The organism is Vreelandella massiliensis, assembly GCF_900155385.1.
Taxonomy (GTDB): domain Bacteria; phylum Pseudomonadota; class Gammaproteobacteria; order Pseudomonadales; family Halomonadaceae; genus Vreelandella; species Vreelandella massiliensis.
Genome location: NZ_LT699745.1, coordinates 1,970,059 through 1,993,339 on the forward strand (window position 1 = coordinate 1,970,059; position 23,281 = coordinate 1,993,339).

Sequence of the window (23,281 nt, forward strand, 5' to 3'; positions counted from 1 at the left end):
GACGTGCGACGAAGGGGCAGCGTTGAAAGCGCCATTAAAGCGATAAAATTTGCTCCTAGACAAACGACTACGTTGAACCTACACGGTGGGTGTGTAATCGTTGCTGGACTAATAATTTCATACTCGCCAAAGCGCTGGGTAGCGCAAAGCGCATACGTCAGCGTCCCCGCCCATCTAGGCGATGTAAGGGGCGGTGATGTGGCAAGGCTTTCAACGATTAAAAAGGTGGTATAACAAGAATGGCTGATCAACAGGGCTCACGTTTTAATATTAGTTTGCAGACCAAAATCGTCTTTTTGGTGCTCTTTCCCATGCTGGTGCTCGCGGTGGTGTTATCGGTGCTTGAGACGCGTAGCTCCGCCCAGCGCATTCAAGAAACCCTTGATGAGCAGCGCGAGGTGCTCGTTAAGGAGCGTGAAAACACGGTGCGCTATTTGCTTGAGTCGGCGCGCAATGCGATATCGCATTTGGTCGATAATCCCGCGCTCAGTGAAGACGAAGCGCAAGCCCGCGCCCAGGATATTCTGCAAAACTTCCGTTTTGGCGATGAAAACTACGTGTTTGCCTTTGAGTTTGACGGCACGGCGATCGCGCTTGCCGCCGCCCCCGACCGCGTTGGCACCAATATGTCGGGTATGACCGATAGCGAAGGCAATGCGTTCGTGGATGATTTGATCGATCGCGCGCGCGACCGTAATGACAGCTTTTACGACTATCAGTGGATCAACCCGGCGACGGGAGAAACAGAAGCCAAGCACTCGATGGCGGTTCCGATTCCCGAGTGGGACTGGATGATCGGCACCGGCATCTACCTGAGCGATATCGCGAAAGGGCTGGCCGAAGTGGAAGCCTTGGCCTGGGCCGAGTTCCGCCAAGCGCTGGTGATTAAAGGGGTGGTAACGCTGCTGATCCTAATCGGGGTTGGCTTCGTGGCCACCTACTTAGTACACCGCGCGCTGCGCCCGGTGCGTCGTGCCGCAGAGGCGATGCACGGTGTGGCGACGGGCGAAGCCGATTTGACCCAGCGCCTTGCCGTGGAGTCCAACGATGAAGTGGGCAACCTGGCGCGCCAATTCAATGCCTTTGTCGAGCGCATGCAGCTAACCCTGCAAGACGTTCACCGCACTTCGCGCTCCGTGCTTCAGGCATCGCAGGATATCGATCAGGGCACCAATGAGCTTGCGACGCGCACCGAGCAGTCGGCGGCCAACTTACAACAGACCTCTTCCTCGATGGAGGAGATTACGTCGACCGTGCAACACACTACCCAATCGGCAGAGCAAGCCTCGCAGCTTTCGCAAAGCGCGGTGGATGTGGCGCGTCGCGGTAGCGATGCCATGCAGCGGGTGGAAACCACCATGGATACGATTAATGATTCCGCCACGCAGATCGGCGATATCATTACCATGATCGACTCCATCGCCTTCCAAACCAATATTCTCGCCCTCAACGCCTCCGTAGAGGCGGCACGTGCCGGCGAGCACGGGCGTGGCTTCGCCGTGGTAGCGGAAGAAGTGCGCAAGCTCGCCAGCCGCTCCAGCGACGCGGCAAGCGAAATCCGCGAACTGATTGATGGTTCGATGAAGAATACCCGCGAGGGTACTGAGCTTGTGCGTGAGGCGGGCTCCACCATGAAGGAGATCATGGAGAGCGTGACTCGGGTGACCGATGTGATCGCCGAAATCAGCGCAGGCGCCCGCGAGCAGAGCGCGGGTATTGGCGAAATCAACACCGCCGTGGCCGAGATGGACTCGATGACGCAACAGAACTCGTCGATGGTGCAGGAGAGTTCCGCCGCCGCACAAAGCCTGCGCGAAGGGGCGGAGCACCTATCACACCTGCTGGATGCGTTCGTGTTGGGAGACGCTTCGTATGCACCGGCCCTGGAGCGCCCGGCGAACGTCTTACCGTCGAGCAGCGCGCCACAACGCCACGCCTCTACGACGGCGTCCGCTTCACAGCGCCCGTCTCGTAAGGTGACAACCAATGAGCACGATGATTGGGAAGAGTTCTAATTGAGGGAAGGTTCTAAGGTAAAGTTCTAAGGGAGAGCGCTTAGCGAAAACCTGAAAACCCCCTAGTCACGACCGACCGCCGCCTGGAGAGCCAGGCGGCGGTTTTTTTAGCGCTGGGCGAGCTGGGTATCGCTGTCGCAGTTTAAAAACGTCGATGTTGCCATCCACTCTGGGTCGGGATAGTAAGCGAACACGTACTGCTCCTCCTTGAGGCTATTGATCAGCGGGTAGGTGATGTCGGCGCGGACGGCGGGGCAACCCTGGCTACGGCCCAGACGGCCGGTTTGGCGAATAAAATCCTCGCTGACGTAGTCGGCGCCGTGGATCACAATGGCACGCTCAAACGCCAAATCGTTGACCTCAGGCTCAAGGCCATCCAAGCGCAGTGAATAGCCGTTGCGGCCGTAGTAGCTGTTCATGGTGCGAAAAAGCCCCAGGCTTGACTGATGGCTATCGGGGGTGTTGGAGAACGTTTCGGCCAGCGCGTCGCCAGAGCCTTGGCCGTGGGAGACCAGTTCCTCGAAAAGGAGTTCGTGCTGGTGAAGGTCAAACACCCACATCCGCGTTTCGCTGGAGGGGAGCGAAAAATCGATGACCGCCAGGCGCTCGGCATTGGGGTCGGCGCAGGAGAGCGCCTGTGCCGCCATGCGTAACGCGTCAGGTGTCGCCTCGGGGGCTAACTGCTTGAGCTGGTGGTGGAGCGAAGAGGTTTCGAAGGTGGGGGTTGAGGCGACGCTGGCAAAGAAAGTGGCGCCTTGAAGTGGTAACGTTACTAAACTAAGAGGCAAGCTGATCAGTAATGCCGACGTTTTTAAACGAAGCACCATGGTTGTCATCCTGGTTAATCTGAAAGGGGTACAAGCCGTCAAAAGGTGTGGTGTAGCCACCAAGGCCGTTATCGTAACGCAAGGAGAGGGCGATGCACGAGGTTCATCGACAACAACGGTCAACGCTGGCGCGGCAAAGGTGGGGGCCGACGGTTTGTTTGGCGCTGACGCTGCTGGTATCAGCGCCGGTCAGCGCGCAGAAGACACTGCCGGCGAGTGCGCAAACGGCTCTGTTGGAGTTGTCAAACGCAGACATCTCGGCACAACAAAACGAGGGGTTGCCGCTGGCCGCTTTTTACCAACACGTGGGGCAACGGCTTGTCTGGCAGGACGCTGATCGGGTCGAAGCGCTGGTGGCCGCGCTTGAAGGGGTCGCCGACGATGGTCTCACGCCGTCGCATTACGGCGCCGGAAGGTTAAAAGCCAAGTTTCAGCGCAGCCAAAGCCAAGATGTCGCAGCACAGGCAGCGTTTGATCTTAGCGCCACGCGCGCGCTTTTAAAGGCGCTGAATCACCTGCAAAACGGCAAGCTGAACCCGCGTGAGGTAGCGCCTCGATGGGACCGCCCGCCGAGGCTGGATGCGCTACCCGTGGCAAGCATTACCCAGGCCGTTCTTAATGGAGCGGTTGAGCAGGCCTTTGCTCAGGCGCGCCCGCAACGCCCTTATTATCAACCGCTGCGTGAAGCGCTCTCTCGGTACCGGGCGCTTGCCCAGCAGGGCAGTGCGCCCCTCTTCCCTTCGCGCGAGGCAGCATTGCGCCCCGGTGATCGCGACGATGATGTGGTCGCGCTGCGCCAGCGCCTTACCTACTGGGGAGAGTCGGGACTTGTTTCGGGTCGCCCAGAGGCTTACCCGCAAATACGAATCGAAGGGCAGGAGTCGCGCGAATTTGATCGTGAGCTTGAAGCAGCGCTAAAGCGCTTTCAGCGCCGCCATCTTCTGGAGGCCGATGGCGTCGTCGGAGAGAAAACGCGCAGAGCGCTGAATGCCTCGGTAACCACGCGGGTGGAGCAGCTACGCGTCAACTTAGAGCGGGGCCGCTGGATCGCGCCCTGGTTTTCCCATAAGCCCCATGTATGGGTCGATATTGCCGGCTACCGGATGGCGTATCTGCGCCCTAATGGAGAGCGCTGGTCCTCGCGGATCGTGGTGGGCTCGTCGCGTCGCGAAACACCGGTCATTAACTCACGGATCACCCACCTGACGGTGAACCCCTCCTGGACGCTGCCGCCGACGATTATGCGCGAGGATATTCTGCCCGAAGTGCGAAGAGATCCTGATTACCTAGCCGAGCGCGGCATCAATGCGATCAGTTATAGCGGTGAGGTGCTAAACCCCCATGAGATCGATTGGGCGTCACCGGGTAACGTCATGCTGCGCCAACCAGCCGGTCAATCCAATCCGCTGGGTCGCGTGGTGGTGCGCTTTCCGAACAGCGAAATGATTTATCTGCACGATACCCCTGCACAAGGGCTCTTTAGGCGTGACCAACGGGCGCTGAGTTCGGGTTGCGTACGCGTGGAGGGGGTGCGTGAATTGGCTCGGATGCTGTTAAAGGACACCGGAAGCGGCTATCGGCTAGAAACGTTGATCAATAAGCCGCGCAGCGATATTAACGTTAACCTGCCGCAGGCGATTCCGGTGGCGCTGCACTATGTCACCGCATGGCCCGATGAAGCCGGAGAGATGACCTTCCGAGAGGACGTTTACCGGCGTGATCAGCGCGTGCTTAATGCGCTGAACCGGCGCTAGCTTGTTAAATAAACGTTGTCTTTTCTGATGAGGTTAGCGTGAGTCCTGGCTAGGTTCAGTCGCGATTTTCTACGGCGTCATTGTCGTAAGAAGCAACGTTGATGGTACCGGTCTCGCCACTCTCTAGCGCCGCTAGCATCGGCTCCGCCTGGCGTTGGAACGCAATCAGGGTATCGCCGCTTAGGCTCGTGTTTTCGGGAAGATCCACCTTCATGGCGTTAACCGGCGAGTTATTCACATGCACTTCATAATGCAGGTGGGGGCCGGTGCTGCGCCCGGAGTTGCCCGAGAGTGCGATGCGTTCGCCCATTTCCACCCGCTGGCCGCGGCTGACAAGCGGCTTTGACAGGTGCAAATAGCGGGTGCGATAGCCGTTGTCGTGGCGAATCACCACATAGCGGCCCGCCGCATAGTGGCTAGCCACGCGCTCGACGCGGCCGCTGGCCGGAGACGTGATCGGTGTGCCAATCGGCATGGCGAAATCGGTACCGTTGTGGGGGCTAACGCGCCCAGTGACCGGGTGTTTGCGGCGAGGGTTGAAATTCGAGCTTAAGCGATAGCGGCCATCAAAGGGGTAGCGTGAGAAAGCCGGATCCAAACTCTTGCCTTCGGCGGTGTAGAACTTATTGTCGGTGGCATTGCGCACGACGGTTAGATCCATGCGCTCGCCTTCGTAGCGAACGGCTAACACCCGTGAGTCGAGGGTTTCGCCTTCGATCATGTCCGACTCGACAAGCACCTGAAACTTATCGTCCCGGCGGCTATCACGGCGAAAGTCGAGCTTTTTCTCCAGCAGGCGCGTGAGTTCCGTGACCTCGGCGCTGTTTAAGCCAGTGGCCTGAGCAGAGCGCGCAAAGCTGCCGCTAATGCTGCCTGCGTACAAGCGTTGAACCGGTTCGCCCTGACGCTCAATGAGGGTGACGGCGTACTGCTCGTCCGCACGTTCAACCAACACGCCATCGCGGGTGTTTTTCATCATGCGCAGCGATAGCAGGCGATTATCTTCGTCGAGTTGGTAGTCGAAGCTGTGCCCGGCGCGCCAATGGGTCAGAAGGCGGGCGTTGGGTAGTTGGTCGAGCAGCGTTAATACCTCGCTGTAGCCCAAGCCGAGTTTGTTTTGCGCCAGGACCGCAAAGGTGTCGCCGGGTTCGACAATATGGGTTTGCCACTCGGGAACGTACGGCTCCTCGGCGTCAAGCTCCAAGTCGAAGTAGGAGATATCATCAAAGAGGTCGATGCCGTAGTCTTCATACGATGTGGCGTCGTAGGAGGAGGCATCGGCCATCGTGGCGCTGGTCTCGCTTTCGGCGTCCAGCATACCACTGCTTAATGTTCCCACCACCACGGCCATATGCAGGGCGCCGTCATCGATAATGCTATCGGCGGGCGCCGCGGCGTGGCGCGCTTCGGCAGGGGCGGGTTCGGCAGGGGCGGGTTCGGCAGAGAGATCAGGTGAGGTAGCGGCATTTGCCGATGCGCTATCGACCATGTCGAGGTCGATGACTTCCATCGCTTGCAGATGGCTGAGCGGAATGTGATTGCGTGTGGCATCGAGGGCGCGGGATGCTTTGCCAATCGCGTTGGCCATGGGCGTTCGCTCTTCCTGCAGGGAAGGGACGCCGGGGGTCGAGTCGCTAGGGAGCGGAACAAAAACGCTCTCAACCGGGGTGTGTTCTGTGTCCAGACTTTGATACGTCGTGATTAATTTCTGTGTGCCCAGCACCGTGACCATCGTCGCCACAGGTAACAGTAATAATTTATGCGTGCGGGGCAGCGAATGGAGGATTCGCAACATGGGTGGATTGGCCGCCAAAGTTAGGTAATAAAAAAGTAACTAAAAAAGGACTAGTGGCGAAACCTTACCCCATGACGTAACAGGTGCATAGACTGTACGCGTATACACAAAAAGATCGCGCCGCCACGGGCGACGCGTTTTTCACCCTACTATTATTTTCAAACGCTGTTTGTTAACACAATCGGACGAAATACTGACCCAATGGCACAAAACTTTCTTTTTGGCGGCCATTAACAACTCAAGAAGTTGGGGGGGATTGGGTAAAGGTGCCATCGCGATAGTCGCGCAAGGCTTGATCTAGCTCAGCTCGCGTATTCATGACAAAAGGGCCGTAGTGAGCAATGGGTTCATGGTGCGGCTCACCCGCCAGCAGTAACGCCTGCGCCCCTTCCGATGTAGTTAACCTCAGGCTATCGCCGGCGCTGAAGCGGATGAGCTCGCCAGCACTCGCCGTTTCGCCGCCACAGTTAAGTGCGCCTTGAAAAACGTAAGCGCAGAGCGTCGTGGCGGCGATTTTTAGCTCAATTTCCCCTTTAGCGGCAAGCGTCAGGTGGCTGACCCCGCCGTTCCCCGCCAGCGCATCCAGTGGTCCGTTGATGCTCCCCGCGTGGGTTTGCCACTGGCCACCCAGCGCCACCAGTTGACCGTTATCCACTGCCAGTGTCGGCATTTGGGCGTGGCGCACGTCACGATAGGTCGGGGTGCTCATTTTCTCCGTGGCCGGCAAATTAAGCCATAGTTGAAATGCGAGCAAACCGTTCTCGTCGGTCAACGGCATTTCGGAGTGAATCATGCCGTGCCCGGTGTGCATCCACTGCGCGTCGCCTGGATAGATCGTGCTGCGGTGGCTTAAGTGGTCTTCGTGGGTGAGCCCACCATGAATGATATAGGTGAGCGTTTGAATGCCCCGGTGTGGATGTGGCGGGACCCCGCCTATATGCGCATCGTCGGCGCTGGCGCGCAATTCATCCAGCATTAAGAAAGGGTCTAAGCCTCCGCCGAACTCATGGATACGCTTCATTTTAACGCCGTCGCCGTCTTGGCTCGGGTGTGCGGGAATGCGACGCTCAATAGTGCGCTGTTGCGGGACCTTGACATCCTCCCCTCCCTCAGCTTGCGCTGCCGTCTAACGACGGAAAGGAAGGGGATTCCCAGGTTGTCACCTTCCTGGTTTCTGCTTCCAAGACGACTGCCCGAGGGAATGGCTTGGTTATCGCCGTAAAAGTCCCAGTGGGGATTTTTACGGTGACGAACCAACGCCTATCCCCCAGGTCTCACATCGTCTCCACAGACGTATCTTCCCGAGTGCCCCTCGGTAGGTCGTGTCGACATGTGCAGTATAGCACTGTATATGCCGACAGCAAGGGCATCCTGCGGATGCCGCGCTATCCATCCGCTCACTAAAAGTAAGCGGTTTTACGCGCTGGTTGATAAAAAGCCTCCAAGTGACACGCTTTGGGCTAGCCGCGTGCGCGCGGTTAACGATTAAATCGGTGGAAGGTAGGTATAACCAACGGTTTCCTGGCATTCTAGTGAGGTTTTTTCGAAAATTAAGCGCATAGTTTCGCTCTAATGCGTCGAGGAAATCGAAATGTCACGTGTCACCCTTGCCCAGTGGCAAATGTTAGCCGCCGTGGTGGATCACGGGGGGTTTGCCCGCGCGGCGGAAGCCGTGCATAAAAGCCCCTCTACGCTTAACCACGCCGTTCATAAACTCGAAGAGCAGCTTGGCGTGCAGGTACTCGAGCCCGTTGGGCGCCAAGTGCGCTTGACCGAAGCGGGTGAGTTACTGCTGCGCCGCGCCCGCCAGCTGATCGAGAGCGCGGCGTCGCTGGAGGATGTCGCCTCGCGGCTGGCGTCAGGGCTTGAAGCGGAGGTAGTGGTGGCGATCGACCAGACCTTCCCTGAAGCGGCGCAGGCGAAGGCGCTTGAGCACTTCTCTACCACCTACCCGCAGGTACGCGTTCAGCTGCACGAAAGCGTGCTCAATGGCAGTATTGAGATGCTCTACGATGGGCGTGCCGACCTGGTGGTGACAGGGCTGGAGGCGCAGGGGTTCTTAGGCGAGCCGCTGGTGACCGTGCGTTTTATCGCGGTCGCCCACCCCCAGCACGCTTTGCACCAGCTCGGTCGCGCGCTCGACCTGCGCGATCTGGCGCAGTTTCGCCAGTTGGTGGTGCGGGACTCGGCGCTACGTCAATCGGCCAACGCCGGCTGGCTAAAAGCCGAACAGCGCTGGACCGTCAGCCATCTGAATACGTCGCTGGACATGGTCAAGCGTGGCCTGGGCTTTGCCTGGCTACCCGAAACGCGTATTGCCGATGAACTGGCTAGCGGCGAGCTGAAACCGTTGCCGCTAACGGCAGGCGGCGTGCGCGAGGTGCCCATTCAACTGATCTTTCGCGACCGTGACCGTGCCGGTCCCGCTGCCCACGCCATGGCGGTGGCGTTGAAAAAGGCGGTGACCGCATGCGCGGCGGATAATTCGACGCCATCGAACGCTACGCGGTAAAACATCCGCTTGAGCCTTGAGCGCCGGGGCGTATGCTGAAAGCACAAGCAATGCTTACAGGAGACGCCTTATGGGCCTACTTATTAACGGCGAGTGGCACGATCAGTGGTACGACACGAAAAAACACGGCGGGGAGTTCGTACGGGAGTCGGCAAAGTTGCGCGATTGGGTCGGCGACGGTGCGCCCGAAGGTGTCACTTCGCACCCGGCGGAAGCCGACCGCTACCATCTCTATGTTTCCCTTGCCTGCCCTTGGGCGCACCGCACCCTGGTGATGCGTAAGCTTAAAGGGCTGGAATCGCTCATCGGTGTCTCTCACGTTAGCCCCTTGATGCTCGACCAGGGTTGGACCTACCACAAGGGCGAAGGCTCAAGCGGCGATCCCATCAATGGCGTGACCTATCATCGTGAGCTTTATACCCTGACCGACCCCGGCTACACCGGGCGGGTGACGGTGCCGGTGCTGTGGGACAAGAAGCGCCGCTGTATCGTTAACAATGAGTCGGCGGATTTGCTGCGTATTCTCAACCGTGCGTTTGATGGTATCACCGGCAACCGGCTGGATTTCTATCCGGCGGATCTGCGCGAGGAGATCGACGCCGTCAATGCCGACGTTTACGACCATATCAACAACGGCGTGTATAAATCGGGCTTCGCTACCGAGCAAAACGTCTATGAAAAGCATGTGCATGCGCTTTTCGAAGCGCTTGAGCGGATGGAGAAGCGCCTAGGCGAGCAACGCTATCTGGCGGGGAAGTGGTTGACCGAGGCGGATATTCGTCTGTTCACCACGCTGGTGCGCTTCGATGCGGTCTACCACGGGCACTTTAAGTGCAACCTGAAGCGCATCGAGGATTTCCCCCACCTGTCGAACTATCTACGCGAGCTTTATCAGTGGCCGGGTGTCGCCGAGACGGTCAACCTGGACCACATTCAGCGCCACTACTATTACAGTCACGATACCATCAACCCCACCCGTATCGTGCCCGCTGGGCCGCTTTTGGATTTTGAGCGCTCCCACGACCGCGAGCGGCTATTGGGCCAAGGCGTGCGCCAGCAAAAGTAAATAAACGGTGGGATAACCTAAAAGCCACTGAGCAGCTCTTCGCTGCGACAAGTGGCTTTTGCCTTTTGCTTTTCGCGGTTAAAGCGACAAGCGTGTTTACTCTGGGCTATCTGCGTCGGTGTTGATGGCATCGCGTGTGTATTGCCACGCGCTTTCAAGCTCTTGCTCGGTGGTCTCCCACGCATCGCGTGCGTTGGTTTTGGCCTGTTCCCACCAGTCGCGGTCGTAAGCAGGAAAGGACGCTACTTCCTCTTCAGATGCGGTGACCAGAATGCGGTGGTTGGTATCATTCCCGTCTGTATAGGTTTCAAGGCGAAAGTAATCCGAATGGATGACGATTTCACGCCCGCCTAGCCCGAGTACGTCACCGCTCTCAACGACCAGGGAGCTGACCTTCATCGCTTCATTCAGCAGAATATCGTCAACTTCGCCGATACTTTCATTGGTATCGCCTTCAAGATAGACCTCCGCGTCCATGATGTCGTCCGCCGAGTACATGCCTTGTGGCTGGTTGGGAGCTGCATGGGCACTAAAGGCAACCCCGCTGAGCAGAGCGACCCCGATGGCCGGGGTAATGATGAATCTGCGCATAGCATCTCTCCTTGCGGCTACGAAGCTCGGTAATGTTGGAACACTAAAGCGACGATTGAGTAGTAGTAACGATTGGATAGTAGTAACGATTAGATAGTGCTAAGGCAGCGAGTCGTTACCGCCCGTTTACCCACTCGTCCACTTTGCGCTCGGCTTCCTCTTTCGCTAAGCCGTACCTTTGCTGTAGCTTGCCCACCAACTCGTCACGTTTACCGCCGATTTGCTCCAGGTCACCGTCGGTAAGCTCGCCCCAGGTCGCATGTGCTTTGCCCTTCATTTCGGCCCAGCGGCCTTCTATTTGATCCCAGTTCATCGCATTGCTCCTTCAGGTTTCAGGTGCTACGGAATGGATAAGGCTCTTATCAGGCTAGATCAAATACGGCGCGCAGCAAGGAGGAAGGCTTAAAAACAGGCAGAGAAAAACTGGCCAGGGGCCAGCGGTGATGTTAGAATGCGCGCTCCTCGCATGTGCTGACCCCTCCATCATGACGAATGCTTGAGTGCTAAGCGCTTAAGCTAGCGCAGAGCCTACCCCCTACGGGAGCTCATTGATGTGTGAAGATGGTGCGCCGCTTACCAAGCCATGGGCTTGAAGGATAAGCCGGTGCTGAAGGTCGCCACAGCGGTTGGCCCGCAACTGCGGCTAGCCCACCCAATGCTAGGTGCGACCGGTGTCTCCGACTCACTTTGACGCATTCCGCCACAAGCGGAAGCGGTGACTGATTACATACAGCCAGTTTATTGCCTATGGCGTTATGTGAGTCATCGAGTCAGAGACGCTTTTGATGTTTTTTGCCGTGAATGCCACGGCCTACCAAGGTGTGATTAATGTCCTCGACTTCTGTCGTCTCGCCGAGCTTCGGCGATCTGGCTCTATTGCCTGCCGTTTTGTCTGCTGTTGAATCTCTGGGTTACGAAACCCCCTCGCCTATTCAGGCGCAAACCATTCCTGCGCTGCTCGAAGGCCGCGATATGCTCGGCCAAGCGCAAACGGGCACGGGTAAAACGGCGGCGTTCGCCTTACCGCTGCTGTCGCGTTTAGACCTGACACGCCGCGAGCCGCAAGTCTTAGTGCTGGCGCCGACCCGCGAGTTGGCCCAACAAGTCGCGGTCTCTTTCAGCCGCTACGGACAGAAGCTTTCGGGCCTGGAAGTGGCCACCCTGTGCGGCGGCCAAGAGTATCGTGAACAGCTCGGCGCGCTAAAGCGTGGCGCGCAAGTCGTGGTGGGCACACCGGGTCGGGTGATTGATCACCTGGATCGCGGTAGCTTGAAACTCGATGGCCTCTCGGCGCTGGTGCTCGACGAAGCCGACGAAATGCTGCGCATGGGCTTTATCGACGACGTAAAACGTGTCGTGGCCGATACCCCCAAAGAAGCGCAGCGCGTGTTCTTCTCCGCCACCCTGCCGACGGAAATCGAGCGCATCGTCAACCGCTACCTGGTTGACCCGGTGAAAGTCGCGATTGAGTCGCGCACCACCACCGGTGAAAACATCGAACAGCGCCTTGTGCGCGTTGACGGTGGCGCCAAGCTGGAAGCGCTGTCGCGCATTTTAGAAGTAGAGCCGGTGGATGCGGCGATTGTCTTCGTGCGCACCCGTGCCGCCTGCACCACGCTGGTCGAGCAGCTGACCGCGCGTGGCGTCAATGCCGCTGGCCTGTCGGGTGATCTCGACCAGAGCCTGCGTGAGCGCACGATCCAGCGCTTAAAGCGCGGCAAGGTCGACGTGCTGATCGCCACCGACGTTGCCGCACGCGGCCTCGACGTGCCGCGCGTCAGCCACGTCATCAACTACGACCTGCCCCAGGACTCCGAAGCCTATACCCACCGCATCGGGCGTACCGGTCGCGCGGGGCGTAGCGGCATCGCGATTACCTTTGCCGGTTTCCGTGAAGGGCGCAAAGTCGGTTGGATGGAGCAGGCCACCGGTCAGAAAATGGCCGAAATGCCGCTGCCCGATGAGTCCGCGATTCGTGCTCACCGCGATGATGTCTTCCATCAGCGGGTGATCGCCTCGCTGACCAAAGGGGCCGATGAGCAGCGTGCGCTGGTCGAGCGTTTGGTCGCAGAGGGTTACGATCCCGTCGAGCTGGCGTGTGCCTTTGCGGCATTGGCCCGTGCCGACGAAGCGCCGATCGGCCGCTTGCAGGCGCCGCGCAAAGAGCGGGCACCGCGTGACGGTGGCAAGCCGGCGGGTCGTCGCGAACGTGGCGGCGCGCCGAGCGAAGGCATGATCCGTTACCGCGTCTCCGTGGGCCATAAAGACGGCGTTAAGCCGGGTCAGCTGGTGGGCGCGCTGGCCAACGAAGGCGGCATCGAGGGTGCGCGCATCGGTCGTATCGATATTCGCAATGCCTTCTCTGTGGTCGAGCTGCCCAGCGGTTTGCCAAGCTCGATTCTGGCCAAGATGGCGCGTGCCCGTGTGGCCGGTCGTCCGCTGGAAATCAGCGAAGATAGCGCCCCGGAACGCGCGCCGCGCCGTCGTCGTGACGATGGCGATGCGCCCGTGCGCCGCCGTGAGCGTGCTTGATCGTTCCGCTATCGAGCATCCGTGGGACCTCGCGCCTGAAAAGGCGCGAGCGCTGCAGTCCCGTCTAGCACAGCATGTCGTCTGTGCTGACGCCATCGACCCCGTCGGGCATATCGGCGGGGTCGATATTGGTTTTGAGGACGGTGGCGATACCACCCGAGCCGCCGTGGTCGTGGTGAAGTACTCGCCCGAGGGGCCGCCTTTTGAGGTGGTCGAACAGGTGGTGCATCGCGAGCCCACGCGCATGGCGTATGTCCCTGGGCTTTTGTCGTTTCGCGAAGTGCCGGCAGCCTTGGGTGCCTTCGCCAAGCTAGAAACCCAGCCCGAACTCGTCATGGTCGACGGCCAGGGCATTGCCCATCCGCGACGTTTGGGCGTGGCCTCTCATCTGGGGCTATGGCTGGACCTTCCCACCATTGGCGTGGCCAAGTCGCGGTTGTGCGGCACGCACGCGTCAGTCGGCGAGCATCGCGGCGATTGGACACCCCTTGAGCATAAGGGGGAGCGTATCGGCGCGGTACTGCGCTCTCGCGTTAACGTCAAACCCCTCTATATCTCACCTGGACACCGCATCAGTTTTGACTCAGCGCTGACCTGGGTCGTGCGCTGTCTGTATCGCACCAAACTCCCCGAACCCACACGACTCGCCGATCGCCTCGCTTCCCGGCGTGGCCCTATCAACTAAAGCGTGGCGCGGGCACGCTCACAGTAGCGCGATAAAGCGCGGCAGCAGGCTTGTTGCTTCGGGTGTGTCGTGAACGGCGTTGTGCAATACCTGAATATTTTCTCCCTGCTTTTCCAAGGCCTCGCGCTGATGGGCAAGATAGCGCTGCATCACCGGCGGGGTAAACTCCGGATGAAACTGCACGCTCCACTGGCGCGGCCCGTAGCGTAGCGCCTGATACGGATCGTGGGCATTGCACGCGAGCACCGTGGCATCCGCCGGCGGTGTCAATACCGACTGCGCGTGGGTTAAGTGGGCGGCGAACTCTGCGGGTAGCTGCCCGAGTAGCGTATCCTCGCGGCCGGCTGCCGTCAGGCGAACGGGGTAAGTGCCCGATTCGCGTCCCGCTGGGTGATAGCCGCTAACCCCGCCAAAGGCCGCCGCCATGAGTTGGTGCCCGTAGCAAACGCCTAGCATGGGCACATTGGCGGAAAATACCTGGCGTAGCCACGGCTTGAGCCGCTCACTCCAAGGCTCGGCGTCGCTGACCATGCTGTGCGAGCCGGTCACCACGATGCCGGCAAGGGCCGTAGGCTCGGGAAGGGGCTGGCCGCGCGGCGCGTCAACCACCTCTAGCGCCATACCGTCTGTCAGCGCAGGGTTTAGCTGCCGGGCAAACAGCGTTTCAAAATCGCCGTGATGCGCCACCACATCGGGGAAGGCATCGCCGGTTTTGATAATCACGAGGCGCTTGGGAGAAGCGGGCATGGGGCATCCTTGTTGTGCGTTAGCGAGCTAGCTACATTAGCCTCGGTAAGGCCATTTTTCGACCCCATGGCGGCCCTTAGCCATCTGGTATCGCCAAGCTGCTATAGTCGTCTCGGCAGCCATTGGGCTGTTAAGGTAGCAAACGCTACACTCTCCCCATGACGCAAGAGGATTGAACCATGCCCCAAGTGACTCGCGCGGGTGAACCGATGGAAGTGGCCGGGACGTTGCCGGCCAAGGGCGAGGCAGCCCCGGCATTGACGCTGACCAACGTCGAGATGAAAGACGTCACCCTTGACGATTACGCCGGCAAGCGCAAAGTGCTCAATATCATACCCAGCGTCGATACCCCGACGTGCGCGGCCTCGACACGGCACTTTAATGAGGTGGCGTCGACGCTTCCCGACACCGTGGTGCTGGTGATTTCGGCCGATCTGCCGTTCGCCGCGCTACGCTTTTGCGGTGCCGAAGGGCTAGATGACGTGGAGATGCTTTCGACGTTTCGCCACCCGGAGTTCGCCGAAGCGTGGGGCGTGGCGTTTAAGAACAATCCGATGGAGGGGCTCTGCGCGCGCGCGGTCGTGGTGCTGGAGACCGATAACCGCGTGCTCCACAGTGAGCTTGTGAGCGAAATTAAAAACGAGCCGGACTACGACGCGGCACTGGCGGCGCTAAACAAGTAAGCGATAGGCGTTAACGTTTTTCGTCGCTGACACGCCGTTTGGCCGCTCTCACCAGGGCATTGATAAGGCGCTGTTGAGGGCGGTTGAAAATGAGCCACTCCGGATGCCACTGCACCCCGATTAAGAAATCGTGGTGGCGCGACTCGATCCCCTGCACCAAGCCGTCGCGGTCGCGCGCCACAATATCCACCCCTTCCCCCGCTTGGTTGACCGCCTGATGGTGGAGGCTGTTGACGCGGCACCAGGTCACGCCCAACAACCGATGCAGTTTGCTATCGCCGACGATATCCACGGTCTTGCGCGGCAGTACCGTGCGGCGCTGCTTTAGCCCTTCGTGCGTGGTGTAAATATCCGGGTCAAGGGTGCCGCCGAGGTGGACGTTGAGCAGTTGAGCGCCGCGGCAAATCCCCAGCACGGGCGTATGTTGGGGGATAAAGCGCGCCAACAGCTCAAGCTCTAGTTCGTCGCGTTCAGGGTCGACGCGCACATCGAGCTGCACTTCAGCATCGTAAAGGTGGGCTTGTATGTCATCCCCGCCGCCGATGATCAAACCGTCTAGGTGTTCCGGTTTCGGGCGCGAAGGGGAGAGCCGCAGCGGGCGGCCGCCATGTCGCCAGACGGCAAACCAATCGAACCACCAGGCAAGGCGGCTTTTGCGGTCAGACGTGGTAATTCCAATCACAGGACGTGGCATGCAGCGACACTCTCCATCATAACATTCAATAAAAGTTAATTAGTGGCGCTGACGTTGCCACCAGCGGCGAATCCGCTTGGGCCAGCGAATATAAAAAGGGCGTTTCTGCTCGGTAATATACGCCGCGCAGCGGCGCGCCAGTTCTTGGTGGTCGGCTGCCAAATTTTCGACCTCGACCCAGCGGTTCCATTCGGTCACCGACCCCCACTGCGGCTCAGAGAGCTGGGCGTTGGGCAAGCGGTAATGGAAGGTGGGGCGCGGCTTGGTGAGCTTGCTGTGCAAGAGTTTATGCGGGTGATCCGGGCAAGCGTGCGCAAACAGCGGTAGCATGTCCAGCTCTCGGTTGCGCGTGGGGTTATGATCCAAGTAGTCATCGATCAGCGTTTTAAGATCAGGCTGATACGCGGCATCGAGTATCTTGAGGGCATACTCTTTAGGAAATGGGTTGGCGTGGGGCAGCACTTCGCGGGTGATGTCAACGTTGATCTGTTCACGCAGCCAAGGGGCGAGCAGCACATACGCGCGTAGCATCGACAGCAGGTAGTTAACATCGAGCGTTGCCGCCTCGGGATTCAAGTGCAGCCCAAAACCGTAGAGCAGGCTGGCGTCCGTGCCTTTGGCGCCGTGCTCGCGTAGGGCGTCGAAAAGCTGGTCGAGCTCGGGCAACTGCTCCCACGCCACCGGTGGGCAAACAATCTCGGTGGGCACCAGGCCCGTCACCATATCGCCGATCAGTTCGCGGGTTTTTTGGTGGAACTCCACGCGCATCTGGTGCTGTTGGCGTGCCCACTCGGTATCAAGGTGCGCGCTCTCTTCCAGGATTTTGCTGTCTGGGTGGGCAAATTGGGTGTCGAGCTCAATACTGAAATCGCCCCAGCGCGTATTGTTGACCTGTAGCCGGTGAGGGCTGACCACGTTAAGCTCGCCGCCAAAGACGTCATTGACCAGCTGGGCGGTATCTCGGGGCGGCAAGCCGGCAAATTCAATTTCCACGCCCACGCGGCGGATTCGACCGTCGGTGTTAGCTTTGGCGGGAGGGGTTTTGAGCGCCATCTCAACATCCTGTGAGGTGAACAAACGAGGGGCTCAGCCTATCATAGACAGGCGCAGGGCGGTGAATGCCGTCATGATGAGCAAGCGTCAAGAGCAAGGAGAGTTACGTGCGACAGCACACATCGGTCGTCTGTCCGGCGGCCTTCATTGGGCGGGGCGTGGCCGCGTTAATGCTATTTTTCTGCCTGTTCGCGGTCCCGGCTCATGCGCAGTCGGTTTCGATCCCGGGGCTCAGTAGCGGCGGGGAGCCGAGCGAGGAGGTCAGCCGTGAGTCCTTTCAGCAGTCGCTGGATGACGTGGTCACGATGCTGGAGAACGAGCAGCAGCGCGAACAGCTGCTGCAATCGTTAAAAGCGCTGCAAACCGCAACCGAGGCCACCGAGCAGGATGTCGTTGGGCGCCAGGGCTTGTTGGGCGCGCTGGCCGACACACTGACCGACATTGGCGAGCAGGCGCAAGGAGGTGATTCACCGACACAGCAGTGGTCGCAGCAGCTCACCCGCGGCGTGGAAGGGCTTGAAAACCTTGGCGATAGCATCAGCCGGGCAGAGCTAATTCGCACCGTCGCCGATGGTGCCGTGTTGGGCGTGATCTGGGCGGTGCTGCTGGTGGTGATGGTGGCCTCGGGGCGCTTAATCGCCAATCGCAAAGGCTGGCCACTCGACTTGCCTCGGGACCCGCGCGGCTGGCTGCTGGCGGTGCACTTTTTGCGCCGTATGCTGCCGTGGGTCTTGTCGTTTGCGATTGTGCTCGGGTTGGGGCAGATACTGCCCCCTAGCCCGGGACGTACCGCTATCCAAGTGCTGGCGTATGTCTGTGTGTGTGGGCGGGCGCTTTCGGTGGTTTTTGAAACCGTTATCGCCTTCTTTAGCCGCGGCCACCGCTTCACCGCCGTGCGCTTACTTCAGCTTCGTGCGTTGCGAACACTCTTCGTCATCGGGGCGCTTATCGCCCTCGGCGATGCGGTGAGTTCCAACCGCTTGGTGGTCATGCTGGGGGACGAGCTTTCGGGGCTGATCTCGGTGTTCTCAAATATCATGGCCGCGATACTGTCAGCGCGTTTTATCTTTAAGTTTAAACGTCCGATTCGCCATCTTATTTGTAATCGCCCGTATCGTCAGCGCCGCGATGCTAGCACGGCGGTGGAGCTGAGCCGCGCGCTAGGCGGAATGTGGCACATTCCCGCGCTGCTGCTCGTGGTGGGCTCGCTGCTGGCGATTTTTATCACCGCAGGCGATGTTGGCACGGCCCTGGCGCGCTCGATTATTTCCGCTAGCCTGCTGGTGCTCACGCTGGTGGTGACCGGGCTTTTGCGCCGCCACGCCGAGCGGATGAGCAAGCGCCGCCATCGCCATCGCCACCGCTATAGCGAGTACCGTAAACGTTTGGAGCGCTTTGGTTTTGTGCTGGCGCATATTTCTGCGTGGGCGGTGTTTGCCGAGCTCTTTATGCAGGTGTGGGGCGGTTCGCTTTTTGGTCTGGGCCAGCAAGGGGTCACCAGTGCGCGTATTGGCCAGGCGCTTTTAAGCCTGGGGGCGACGGTGCTGCTGGCCTGGCTGGTATGGATTTTTGCCGACACGGCGATTCAGCGCGCGCTGATCTCATCGGCGCGCTCACGCGGGCGCCGGGTGAACAAGGCGCGGGCGCAGACCATCACGCCAATGATCCGCAACGTGATATTTGTCACCATCTTGATTATCGCCGGGATTGTGGGGCTGGCGAATCTAGGGGTTAACGTCACGCCGCTGCTCGCCGGTGCCGGTGTGATCGGTTTGGCGCTGGGTTTCGGGGCGCAAACCCTGGTACAGGATTTGATTACCGGGATCTTTATTTTGATCGAAGACTCCCTGGCGGTGGATGACTTCGTCGAAATCAATGGCCACATGGGCACGGTCGAGGGGTTAACGCTGCGTACGGTGCGCCTGCGCGACCTTGACGGCGTTGTCCACATCATTACCTTCAGCCGTATTCAGTCGATTCATAATATGTCGCGGCAGTTCGGCATTGCGCTAATGAAGATCCGCATTCCCTTTGATATGAAAATCGACGCGGCGATCACACTGATGCAGGAGACCGCCCAAGCGCTGCGCCAAGACCCGATGATGCGTCACTACATCTGGTCGCCGCTGGAGATGCAGGGCATCCACGCCTTTGAAGACGGCTGCCCGATTTTGCGCATGCGCTTTCGCACGGCCCCGGAAATGCAGTGGGACGTCGCGCGGGCCTTTAACTTACTGCTGAAGCAGCGCATGGAAGAGCAAGCGCTTGAGCTGGGCGTACCGCGTATGAGTATCAATATGGAGGCACACTCTAGCGCTCACGCAACAGAGGAGGTGGATGACCATTCAAGCGAATTAAGCCGCCCACCAGCGCATGCACAAGACGAACCCAGCGGCAAGGCCCGCACCAGCGCCAACCCCGAAGGTGGCGACGAGTAGCCAGATGCCGCGAAAGCGCCGCCAGCGGTTATACAGCGTGACAGCGTGACTGACGCGGTCGACGAGTTCATCGTGGCGCGAAATCGCGTTATCCGGCGGCAGGGAGAAGTCGTTGGCGACGTTGCCTTGCCAATGGGCACCATGGGAGAGCCCTAGGCGTGAGCGTAAGCGGCCGATGTCACTTACTGTGGCGTGCAGCTCGTCGTATGCGTCGCGGCGCTCGGGGAGGGCGAGCACCGCTTCGGCATCCTGCTTTAACGCGCTGTGTTGGCACGCCTCAATGGCACGTTGAAGCTCTTGCGGCGTGGCATTGGGCGGCAGCGTCAACCGCTGGTACAAGTCACGCATAGAGGGTCGGTATCCGTGGCTGTCTGTTAACCATAGGTTCACATTATCTATAGGTTTGCATCAGGTAATCATACGCATTTTTGATGCGTTGAAAACGCGCTGAAGCCAACGCGACCTGCTGTTCGCTCTCGGAGAAGAAGCGATCCGGGTGGTGCAGCTGCGCCATACGCCGGTAGGCGCGGCGAATATCACTGCGGTTGGCGCCTTCGGTCAGCCCCAGAACCGCCAATGCCCGCGAGGTGCGATCTGGCGGTGTTTGCTGGCGCTGCCCATCGTGTTGGTGTTGGCCGCGTTGATCATAGCGCTGGCGCTGGTGGGCATCGTGCTGTTTTTGCTGCCGGCGCTGGGCTTTCTCCTGCTGAGCGCGCTCGCGCTTAGCCCGCGCCTGCTCCTCACGCGCCTGGCGGCGGCGCTGTTTTTCTTGCTCTCGCTGCTCTCGCTGCTCTCGCTGCTCTTGCTGCTGCCGCTGGGCTTCTTCCGCGCGTGCCTTAGCCTGCTCTTTTTCCGCGGCTTCCTGCGCTTTACGCTCATAGTATTGTGGGTCATGGCGGCGCCAATACGCCTCGGTACTTATATCCTCCGGCGCCTTGAGGGCTTCACCGGTGAGTTCCTTAAACAGCGTGCCGAGGGTTTCCGGGAGCACGCCTAATAGGTCAGCAAGAAAGCGCAGTATGTAATGGTTGGCCAGCGAGAGCGTACCGTCGTCGGTCGCCACGGTAATCGCCTGATGCATGATGCTTAGGCCACGCTCTTGCGAGCACTCTTTGCGCAGTACCTCAGCGGCGAGCTGTATCGCCTGCAGGTCTTGGCTCCGGGCGATCTGCAGTATCGGGGCTAACTCATGGCCGTGACGAAATTGCGCGGTCACCTGGGCGAGGCGCCTGCGTCGCTGGCCTTCGGTGATCGGCTGGCGGTTAACGAGTACCCACGCTAGCAGCAGCAGCGTTGCCGTATCCACTTGGCTGCGGCTTTGGAGCAGCACCAGCTCAAAAGGGGAAAAACGGGCAATCGACATTCCCGGGCTCCAAGGCAGTGGGGGGGAAACAGCGAGCAATGGTCGCCTTACACGCGGCAGATGGCAAGCCTGACACGCTCCAGGTCACACAAGTATTGATCAAAATGCGCGTCAAACCTCGTACTTCTAGTGCGAGGAAGGAAAGCGCGAGGCGCTCAGCGCCTCCTGGTTGACGTACTATATTTACCGCGTTAACTTTTAATCATGACAACCGTACACCGCGCCTACCGTTATCGGTTCTATCCCACGCCCGAGCAAGCTGACCAGCTTGCCCGGACGTTTGGCTGCGTGCGGTACGTCTACAACCACTTCCTGCGCCAGCGCACCGATGCCTGGTTTGAGCGTCAGGAGCGGATGGGCTACAACGCCACGGCCAAAGCGCTCACCACCCTCAAAAAACAGCCCGACACGGCGTTTCTGGCCGAGGTGTCCAATGTCTGCTTGCAACAATCGCTCCGGCATCTGGATCGGGCGTTTAGCCACTTTTTCAAAGGCCAAGTGCGATACCCCACCTTCAAGAAGAAGCAGCGCAAGCAATCGGCCACTTATATGGCCAACGGTTTTCGCTGGCGCGACGGCAAGCTGTGGCTCGCCAAACACAAAGACCCGCTGGCTATCCGCTGGAGTCGGCATTTTGCCGGCACACCGAGCAGCATCACAGTAAGCTGTGACACCGCTGGCCGTTACCATGTCAGTTTTTTGGTGGAAGAAGCAGCCACACCGCTGCCCGTGACACCGAAGATGGTCGGTATCGACCTGGGGCTGACGCACCGCGTTATTACCAGTGACGGCGACAAAATCCCCAACCCGCGCTTTCTACGCCGTACCGAGCGCAAACTGGCACGGGCGCAACGGAACCTGTCGCGTAAACAAAAAGGCTCGCAAAACCGCGCCAAAGCGCGGCTTCGGGTGGCCAAGGTACATGCCAAACTGGCCGATCAGCGCCGTGACGCCACCCACAAACTCTCCACGCAGCTTATTCACGAGAACCAAGTTATTGCTGCCGAGAGCTTGCAGGTCAAGAACCTGCTGAAAAACCGCTCACTGGCCAAGGCCATTAGCGACGTGGGCTGGCATCAGCTCACCCAACAACTGACCTTTAAGGCCGAGCGCTACGGGCGCGATTTCGTCCAGATCGACAAGTGGTATCCCAGCTCGAAACGCTGTTTTCACTGTGGTCATATCACTGACAAGATGCCGCTCCATACCCGCACCTGGGATTGCCCGAGCTGTGGCACCCAAGGCATCGACCGCGACGTAAACGCCGCTCGCAATATTCTGCAATCGGGAAAAGCGATACTAGCGGGGGCCGACAAGCTCCGTCAGCATGAAAAAACTACCGTGGGGCTCACGGGAGGTTAAGCCTGTGGAGCTTGTGTAAGACCGGCGGTGCTATCACCAAGGGCAACGGGCTGTGAAGCAGGAACCTGGAAGGCGACAACCAGGGAATCCCCTTCCTTTCCGCCGTAGGCGGCAGCTTCCTAAGAAGCTGAGGGAGGGGAGGAGGTCAAGCAAAGTGAACAACATTAACGGAGTGTACGGCCTGCGCTAGGTCAACGTTAAGCCGTTTGAGCGGTTGTGCCAACGTATTGCCTTGGTGTGCAATGGAAACTCGCTTAAGAGCCAACTATGCTCCTATCAAGATGCATTTTTCCGAGCCAAGGAGACCTAGATGCAAGCTGCCGATATTATGACCCACGATGTGATCAGTGTGGGACCCGAAGAGGACGTGAATGCGATTGCCAAGCTGCTGTTGACCCACCACATCAGCGCTGTGCCCGTGGTGGATGACGCGCAGAAAGTGCTGGGCATTGTGTCGGAAGGCGATCTTATGCGGCGCGTCAAAAGCGAAGAGGGCGAAGAGCGTTCCTGGTGGCTTTCACTGTTCGCCGGGCAAAAAAACGCCACGGAGTACGTGAAGTCGCACGGGCGCAAAGCGAGTGAGGTCATGACGCCTGACCCCCTCACCATCGACGAGAGCACACCGCTGCATAAGATTGCGCGTCTGCTTGAAAAGCACCGCATTAAACGTGTTCCGGTGGTGAGCGACGGCAAGCTGGTGGGTATTGTTAGCCGTGCCAACCTGCTTCAAGGACTGGCAAGCTCAGAGGTCACCACTGGCGAAGCGCCGGGCGATGATCGCGCCATACGCGAAGCGATTCTCAAAGAAGTGGAAGAGAATACGGGCGTACGCGTGGCAGGTATTAGCGTCATTGTCAGCGAGGGCGTCGCGGAGCTTTGGGGCTTGGTCGAATCCAATGAGCAGAGAAAGGCGGTGCAAGTGGCCGCGGAGAACACGCCTGGCGTCACTAAGGTGGAAAACAACCTCGGCTTGGTGCCCAAAGGCGTCGGCGGGTACTAGCGCGGAATTTCGTGAAGCCGCTATTCAGCAAGCATGCCGCCGATAAACTCGGCGGTTTTTTATTGGGCGCTTATTAACATAGGCTCTTTTTCCACTGGCGCTATATTTCCTATACAGAATTGTCAATTTTTGAGGCATTGGTGTACAGTGTTTGTACTGATTGC

Annotated in this window: 20 protein-coding genes; 10 read left to right on the top strand and 10 right to left on the bottom strand. The window is 59.2% G+C overall.

Features of this window, described 5'->3' with window-relative positions; all coding sequences use genetic code 11:
- The first annotated feature begins 239 nt into the window (after positions 1-239).
- The gene (locus BQ9846_RS13940; protein WP_075881544.1) at positions 240-2,015 is read left to right on the top strand and encodes a methyl-accepting chemotaxis protein; all 1,776 of its coding nucleotides are present in this window, start codon (positions 240-242) and stop codon (positions 2,013-2,015) included.
- Positions 2,016-2,122: 107 nt separating this feature from the next.
- Here the strand turns inward: BQ9846_RS13940 and BQ9846_RS13945 are convergent, their stop codons facing one another.
- Positions 2,123-2,842: a murein L,D-transpeptidase catalytic domain family protein gene (locus tag BQ9846_RS13945; RefSeq protein WP_075881545.1), complete on the bottom strand. Its 720-nt coding sequence runs from the start codon at positions 2,840-2,842 to the stop codon at positions 2,123-2,125.
- Between the two features lie 92 nt (positions 2,843-2,934).
- Here BQ9846_RS13945 and BQ9846_RS13950 point away from each other — a divergent pair, with 92 nt between their 5' ends.
- Complete coding sequence (locus tag BQ9846_RS13950; protein ID WP_075881546.1) at positions 2,935-4,596, top strand: L,D-transpeptidase family protein; 1,662 nt, start codon at positions 2,935-2,937, stop codon at positions 4,594-4,596.
- 55 nt (positions 4,597-4,651) lie between these two features.
- Here the strand turns inward: BQ9846_RS13950 and BQ9846_RS13955 are convergent, their stop codons facing one another.
- Positions 4,652-6,391 carry a peptidoglycan DD-metalloendopeptidase family protein gene (locus tag BQ9846_RS13955; protein ID WP_075881547.1) on the bottom strand — a complete coding sequence of 580 codons (1,740 nt, stop codon included), beginning with the start codon at positions 6,389-6,391 and terminating at the stop codon, positions 4,652-4,654.
- 238 nt (positions 6,392-6,629) lie between these two features.
- Entirely contained in the window at positions 6,630-7,412 is a 783-nt protein-coding gene (locus tag BQ9846_RS13960) for a pirin family protein (RefSeq protein ID WP_083651583.1), read from the bottom strand.
- A gap of 570 nt (positions 7,413-7,982) precedes the next feature.
- Between BQ9846_RS13960 and BQ9846_RS13965 the strand changes: the two genes are divergently transcribed.
- Both BQ9846_RS13965 and BQ9846_RS13970 read left to right on the top strand, forming a co-directional pair.
- Entirely contained in the window at positions 7,983-8,903 is a 921-nt protein-coding gene (locus BQ9846_RS13965) for a LysR family transcriptional regulator (protein WP_075881549.1), read from the top strand.
- A 70-nt stretch (positions 8,904-8,973) separates the two neighbouring features.
- Positions 8,974-9,969: a glutathione S-transferase family protein gene (locus tag BQ9846_RS13970; RefSeq protein ID WP_075881550.1), complete on the top strand. Its 996-nt coding sequence runs from the start codon at positions 8,974-8,976 to the stop codon at positions 9,967-9,969.
- A 96-nt stretch (positions 9,970-10,065) separates the two neighbouring features.
- Here BQ9846_RS13970 and BQ9846_RS13975 read toward each other — a convergent pair whose 3' ends face one another.
- Together BQ9846_RS13975 and BQ9846_RS13980 are read right to left on the bottom strand one after the other, a co-directional pair.
- Positions 10,066-10,560, bottom strand: coding sequence for a PRC-barrel domain-containing protein (locus BQ9846_RS13975; protein WP_075881551.1), 495 nt, complete (start codon positions 10,558-10,560; stop codon positions 10,066-10,068).
- A 115-nt stretch (positions 10,561-10,675) separates the two neighbouring features.
- Complete coding sequence (locus tag BQ9846_RS13980; protein WP_075881552.1) at positions 10,676-10,873, bottom strand: CsbD family protein; 198 nt, start codon at positions 10,871-10,873, stop codon at positions 10,676-10,678.
- Between the two features lie 515 nt (positions 10,874-11,388).
- Between BQ9846_RS13980 and BQ9846_RS13985 the strand changes: the two genes are divergently transcribed.
- On the top strand, positions 11,389-13,092 hold the full coding sequence (locus tag BQ9846_RS13985; protein ID WP_075881553.1) for a DEAD/DEAH box helicase: 1,704 nt from the start codon (positions 11,389-11,391) through the stop codon (positions 13,090-13,092).
- Positions 13,079-13,777 (top strand): deoxyribonuclease V, encoded by a 699-nt coding sequence (gene nfi / locus BQ9846_RS13990; protein ID WP_235818968.1) that lies wholly within the window; start codon positions 13,079-13,081, stop codon positions 13,775-13,777. The genes BQ9846_RS13985 and nfi overlap by 14 nt, the downstream gene beginning before the upstream one ends.
- 18 nt (positions 13,778-13,795) lie before the next feature.
- Here nfi and BQ9846_RS13995 read toward each other — a convergent pair whose 3' ends face one another.
- On the bottom strand, positions 13,796-14,524 hold the full coding sequence (locus BQ9846_RS13995; protein WP_075881554.1) for a glutamine amidotransferase: 729 nt from the start codon (positions 14,522-14,524) through the stop codon (positions 13,796-13,798).
- A gap of 179 nt (positions 14,525-14,703) precedes the next feature.
- On the opposite strand from BQ9846_RS13995, the gene tpx reads away from it, so the two are divergent.
- Positions 14,704-15,207, top strand: coding sequence for a thiol peroxidase (gene tpx, locus BQ9846_RS14000; RefSeq protein ID WP_075881555.1), 504 nt, complete (start codon positions 14,704-14,706; stop codon positions 15,205-15,207).
- A gap of 10 nt (positions 15,208-15,217) precedes the next feature.
- On the opposite strand, the gene BQ9846_RS14005 is transcribed toward tpx, so the two are convergent.
- Positions 15,218-15,901: a gamma-glutamyl-gamma-aminobutyrate hydrolase family protein gene (locus tag BQ9846_RS14005; protein WP_075881556.1), complete on the bottom strand. Its 684-nt coding sequence runs from the start codon at positions 15,899-15,901 to the stop codon at positions 15,218-15,220.
- 39 nt (positions 15,902-15,940) lie between these two features.
- Complete coding sequence (locus tag BQ9846_RS14010) at positions 15,941-16,954, bottom strand: amidoligase family protein (protein WP_075881557.1); 1,014 nt, start codon at positions 16,952-16,954, stop codon at positions 15,941-15,943.
- 170 nt (positions 16,955-17,124) lie between these two features.
- Between BQ9846_RS14010 and BQ9846_RS14015 the strand changes: the two genes are divergently transcribed.
- The gene (locus tag BQ9846_RS14015) at positions 17,125-19,392 is read left to right on the top strand and encodes a mechanosensitive ion channel family protein (RefSeq protein WP_075881766.1); all 2,268 of its coding nucleotides are present in this window, start codon (positions 17,125-17,127) and stop codon (positions 19,390-19,392) included.
- Here the strand turns inward: BQ9846_RS14015 and BQ9846_RS14020 are convergent.
- Both BQ9846_RS14020 and BQ9846_RS14025 read right to left on the bottom strand, forming a co-directional pair.
- Positions 19,309-19,740: a hypothetical protein gene (locus BQ9846_RS14020; RefSeq protein WP_075881558.1), complete on the bottom strand. Its 432-nt coding sequence runs from the start codon at positions 19,738-19,740 to the stop codon at positions 19,309-19,311. The two genes, BQ9846_RS14015 and BQ9846_RS14020, sit on opposite strands and share 84 nt — an antisense overlap.
- 43 nt (positions 19,741-19,783) lie before the next feature.
- Positions 19,784-20,755: a J domain-containing protein gene (locus BQ9846_RS14025; RefSeq protein ID WP_075881559.1), complete on the bottom strand. Its 972-nt coding sequence runs from the start codon at positions 20,753-20,755 to the stop codon at positions 19,784-19,786.
- A gap of 204 nt (positions 20,756-20,959) precedes the next feature.
- Between BQ9846_RS14025 and BQ9846_RS14030 the strand changes: the two genes are divergently transcribed.
- Together BQ9846_RS14030 and BQ9846_RS14035 are read left to right on the top strand one after the other, a co-directional pair.
- Positions 20,960-22,117 (top strand): RNA-guided endonuclease TnpB family protein, encoded by a 1,158-nt coding sequence (locus tag BQ9846_RS14030; RefSeq protein WP_075881560.1) that lies wholly within the window; start codon positions 20,960-20,962, stop codon positions 22,115-22,117.
- Between the two features lie 310 nt (positions 22,118-22,427).
- Positions 22,428-23,117 carry a CBS domain-containing protein gene (locus BQ9846_RS14035; RefSeq protein ID WP_075881561.1) on the top strand — a complete coding sequence of 230 codons (690 nt, stop codon included), beginning with the start codon at positions 22,428-22,430 and terminating at the stop codon, positions 23,115-23,117.
- Positions 23,118-23,281: the final 164 nt, after the last annotated feature.

Excerpts from the sequence above, each read along its gene's own strand:
- BQ9846_RS13940 (WP_075881544.1), top strand. The coding sequence starts at position 240 with ATGGCTGATCAACAGGGCTCACGTTTTAATATTAGTTTGCAGACCAAA.
- BQ9846_RS13945 (WP_075881545.1), bottom strand. The coding sequence starts at position 2,842 with ATGGTGCTTCGTTTAAAAACGTCGGCATTACTGATCAGCTTGCCTCTT.
- BQ9846_RS13950 (WP_075881546.1), top strand. The coding sequence starts at position 2,935 with ATGCACGAGGTTCATCGACAACAACGGTCAACGCTGGCGCGGCAAAGG.
- BQ9846_RS13955 (WP_075881547.1), bottom strand. The coding sequence starts at position 6,391 with ATGTTGCGAATCCTCCATTCGCTGCCCCGCACGCATAAATTATTACTG.
- BQ9846_RS13960 (WP_083651583.1), bottom strand. The coding sequence starts at position 7,412 with ATGAAGCGTATCCATGAGTTCGGCGGAGGCTTAGACCCTTTCTTAATG.
- BQ9846_RS13965 (WP_075881549.1), top strand. The coding sequence starts at position 7,983 with ATGTCACGTGTCACCCTTGCCCAGTGGCAAATGTTAGCCGCCGTGGTG.
- BQ9846_RS13970 (WP_075881550.1), top strand. The coding sequence starts at position 8,974 with ATGGGCCTACTTATTAACGGCGAGTGGCACGATCAGTGGTACGACACG.
- BQ9846_RS13975 (WP_075881551.1), bottom strand. The coding sequence starts at position 10,560 with ATGCGCAGATTCATCATTACCCCGGCCATCGGGGTCGCTCTGCTCAGC.
- BQ9846_RS13980 (WP_075881552.1), bottom strand. The coding sequence starts at position 10,873 with ATGAACTGGGATCAAATAGAAGGCCGCTGGGCCGAAATGAAGGGCAAA.
- BQ9846_RS13985 (WP_075881553.1), top strand. The coding sequence starts at position 11,389 with ATGTCCTCGACTTCTGTCGTCTCGCCGAGCTTCGGCGATCTGGCTCTA.
- BQ9846_RS13995 (WP_075881554.1), bottom strand. The coding sequence starts at position 14,524 with ATGCCCGCTTCTCCCAAGCGCCTCGTGATTATCAAAACCGGCGATGCC.
- tpx (WP_075881555.1), top strand. The coding sequence starts at position 14,704 with ATGCCCCAAGTGACTCGCGCGGGTGAACCGATGGAAGTGGCCGGGACG.
- BQ9846_RS14005 (WP_075881556.1), bottom strand. The coding sequence starts at position 15,901 with ATGCCACGTCCTGTGATTGGAATTACCACGTCTGACCGCAAAAGCCGC.
- BQ9846_RS14010 (WP_075881557.1), bottom strand. The coding sequence starts at position 16,954 with ATGGCGCTCAAAACCCCTCCCGCCAAAGCTAACACCGACGGTCGAATC.
- BQ9846_RS14015 (WP_075881766.1), top strand. The coding sequence starts at position 17,125 with ATGCTATTTTTCTGCCTGTTCGCGGTCCCGGCTCATGCGCAGTCGGTT.
- BQ9846_RS14020 (WP_075881558.1), bottom strand. The coding sequence starts at position 19,740 with ATGCGTGACTTGTACCAGCGGTTGACGCTGCCGCCCAATGCCACGCCG.
- BQ9846_RS14025 (WP_075881559.1), bottom strand. The coding sequence starts at position 20,755 with ATGTCGATTGCCCGTTTTTCCCCTTTTGAGCTGGTGCTGCTCCAAAGC.
- BQ9846_RS14030 (WP_075881560.1), top strand. The coding sequence starts at position 20,960 with ATGACAACCGTACACCGCGCCTACCGTTATCGGTTCTATCCCACGCCC.
- BQ9846_RS14035 (WP_075881561.1), top strand. The coding sequence starts at position 22,428 with ATGCAAGCTGCCGATATTATGACCCACGATGTGATCAGTGTGGGACCC.